Here is a 2,690-nt window from a genome sequence, read left to right as displayed (position 1 = left end):
CGGACGGCAAGGGTGAGCCGCAGATCTCCATGGGCCCCTCCACCAGCATCGTCAGCTACCTCAACGCCAACCTGAAGCCCGAGCAGATCGAGGAGCTGCTGGCGGTCGCGAACTACCTGGCCGCGCCGTACGGCTCGGTCGAGTACACGCTGGTCAACTTCGGCACCGAGGGCCTCCACCACACGATGGTCGACGGCGTGCCGACGGCCACCGAGGAGGGCAAGAAGAACGTCCAGGCGCAGACCTTCCCGTTCCTGGCCTCGCCGCCCGCGGTGATCAGCAACCCCGGCGGCGACGTGGTGACCAAGGACTACGCCGCCTGGCAGGCCGCGAACGTCGAGCACCTGCGCAAGCCGGTGTTCTGGAACATGAACATCAGCCTGCCGCGGTCCATGGCCGCCGCCGACGCCGCCCAGGCCGTCGAGGACACCATCAAGGACTGCTACCACGGCAAGAAGAAGGTCTCCGACGTCAAGGACGCCATCGCCACCTGGAAGTCCAGCGGCGGCGGCGACAAGCTGGTGCAGTGGATGGACGAGAACGTCCTCCAGAAGTACGGCACCGGCCAATGAGCAGGGTCGACGCGCCACCGCGGGGCCGGAAGGAGCGGCTGGGCCTGCGGGTTCGCCTGCGGCGCGACCGGTCGCTGCTGCTGATGACCCTGCCCGCCGTCGTCCTGCTGCTGGTGTTCAACTACGTGCCGCTGTTCGGCCTGGTGACGGCGTTCCAGGACTACAACCCGCTGACCGGGGTCTGGAACAGCGAGTGGGTCGGCCTGGGCCAGTTCGAGGCGCTGATCAGCGACTCGCTGTTCTGGGGGTCGCTGAAGAACACGCTGTACCTGAGCTTCGTGCAGCTGGTGCTGTTCTTCCCGATCCCGATCGTGCTGGCGCTGGTGCTGAACTCCGTGCTCAGCGAGCGGTTGCGCAACTTCGTCCAGTCGATCGTGTACCTGCCGCACTTCTTCTCGTGGGTGCTGGCCATCACGATCTTCCAGCAGATGCTCGGCGGCGCGGGGGTGCTCAACCAGTTCCTGCGCAGCCACGACATCGGCACCTGGGACGTCATGACCGACCCCGACTCCTTCGCGCTGCTGGTCACCTCGCAGGCCATCTGGAAGGAGGCGGGCTGGGGGATCATCGTCTTCCTGGCCGCGCTCGCCGCGATCAACACCGACCTGTACGAGGCCGCCGCCGCGGACGGCGCCGGCCGGTGGCACCGGCTCTGGCACATCACCCTGCCCGGCCTGCGCGGCGTGATCATGCTGATGCTGGTGCTGCGGCTGGGCAACGCGCTGACGGTCGGCTTCGAGCAGTTCCTGATCCAGCGGGAGGCGGTCGGCCACGACGCGGCCGACGTGCTCGACACGTTCTCGTTCTACTACGGCATCGCCACCAACAACTACAGCTACGGCGCCGCGGCCGGGCTGTTCAAGAGCGTCATCTCACTGCTGCTCATCTGGGGTGCGAACAAGCTGGCGCACGCCTTCGGCGAAGACGGGTTGTACCGGAAATGACCGACACGCTCACCGTCGAACGCGCGGGCGCCAAGGGTCGCCCGCCCACCCGCACCGCCGCCCGCGGTCGGAGGAGGACGGCACGCCCGTCCTGGGAGGAACCGCCGACCGCCGTCGGGCGGACCGCCAAGGGCCTGACCCTCGGCACGGTGCTGGCGGTCGTCCTGGTCCCGCTGTGGATCATCGTGGTGACCAGCCTGTCCACCCAGGCGGCGGTCAACCGCGCGGGTGGCCTGGTCATCTGGCCGGACGGCCTGACCACCGAGGCCTACCGCGTGATGCTGGGCGACGCCACCGTGCGCAACGCGCTGTTCGTCAGCCTCGGCATCACCGTCGTCGGCACGGCCGTGTCGATGGTGGTGTCGATCCTGTGCGCCTACGGCCTGTCCCGGTCCCGCTCGGTGGCCCACCGGTTCCTGCTCGTGCTGCTGATCGTCACGATGTTCGTGAACGGCGGCCTGATCCCCACGTTCCTGGTCGTCACCGAGCTCGGCGGCTACGGCCAGTGGTGGGCGTTGATCCTGCCCGGCGCGGTGTCGGTGTTCAACATCCTGGTGCTGCGCGCCTTCTACTCGGAGACCTCGGTCGACCTGATCGAGGCGGCCCGGATCGACGGCGCCGGGGAGTGGCGGACGCTGTGGTCGATCGTGCTGCCGACGTCCCGCGCGGTGACCGCGGTGATCGCGCTGTTCTACGGGGTCGGCTACTGGAACTCGTTCTTCAACGTGATGCTCTACATGCCGACGGACAGCGAGAAGTGGCCGCTCCAGTACGTGCTGCTGACCTACGTCAACCGGGGCAACGGGCTGCCGGGCTCGGTGAACGCGGGCTTCGGCACGCAGTTCTCGCAGACCGCGCCGCTGTCGCTGCAGATGGCGGTGGTGGTGCTGACGCTGGTGCCGGTGCTGATCGTGTATCCCTTCATGCAGAAGCACTTCCGGGTCGGCGTGCTGACCGGCGCGGTCAAGGGCTGACCCGGAACACGAGGGAGCAGGAGCATCACGCATGGTGACACTCGCCGATGTGGCCAAACACGCGGGCGTGTCCGCGAGCACGGTCAGCTACGTGCTCAGCGGGAAGCGCACGATCTCCGCGGAGACCCGGGACCGCGTCGAGCGCTCCGTGGCCGAGCTCGGCTACCACCCCAACGCGCGCGCCAGGGCGCTGGCCGCCG

4 protein-coding genes are annotated in these 2,690 nt (G+C 68.3%); all 4 read left to right on the top strand.

The window, feature by feature from the left end:
- Positions 1 to 572: hypothetical protein (locus tag AB0G02_RS34455; RefSeq protein WP_360802857.1), on the top strand; the 572-nt coding region annotated here is incomplete at its 5' end.
- Positions 569 to 1,516 carry an ABC transporter permease subunit gene (locus AB0G02_RS34450; protein ID WP_360802854.1) on the top strand — a complete coding sequence of 316 codons (948 nt, stop codon included), beginning with the start codon at positions 569 to 571 and terminating at the stop codon, positions 1,514 to 1,516. The genes AB0G02_RS34455 and AB0G02_RS34450, both read left to right, overlap by 4 nt.
- Complete coding sequence (locus tag AB0G02_RS34445; RefSeq protein WP_360802851.1) at positions 1,513 to 2,490, top strand: carbohydrate ABC transporter permease; 978 nt, start codon at positions 1,513 to 1,515, stop codon at positions 2,488 to 2,490. Before AB0G02_RS34450 ends, AB0G02_RS34445 begins: the two co-directional genes overlap by 4 nt.
- A gap of 31 nt (positions 2,491 to 2,521) precedes the next feature.
- A partial coding sequence (locus AB0G02_RS34440; RefSeq protein WP_360802860.1) for a LacI family DNA-binding transcriptional regulator occupies positions 2,522 to 2,690 on the top strand: 169 nt, incomplete at its 3' end.

This window comes from Actinosynnema sp. NPDC023658, assembly GCF_040639995.1.
Classification (GTDB): domain Bacteria; phylum Actinomycetota; class Actinomycetes; order Mycobacteriales; family Pseudonocardiaceae; genus Actinosynnema.
This window is presented reverse-complemented; position numbering and strand designations above follow the sequence as displayed.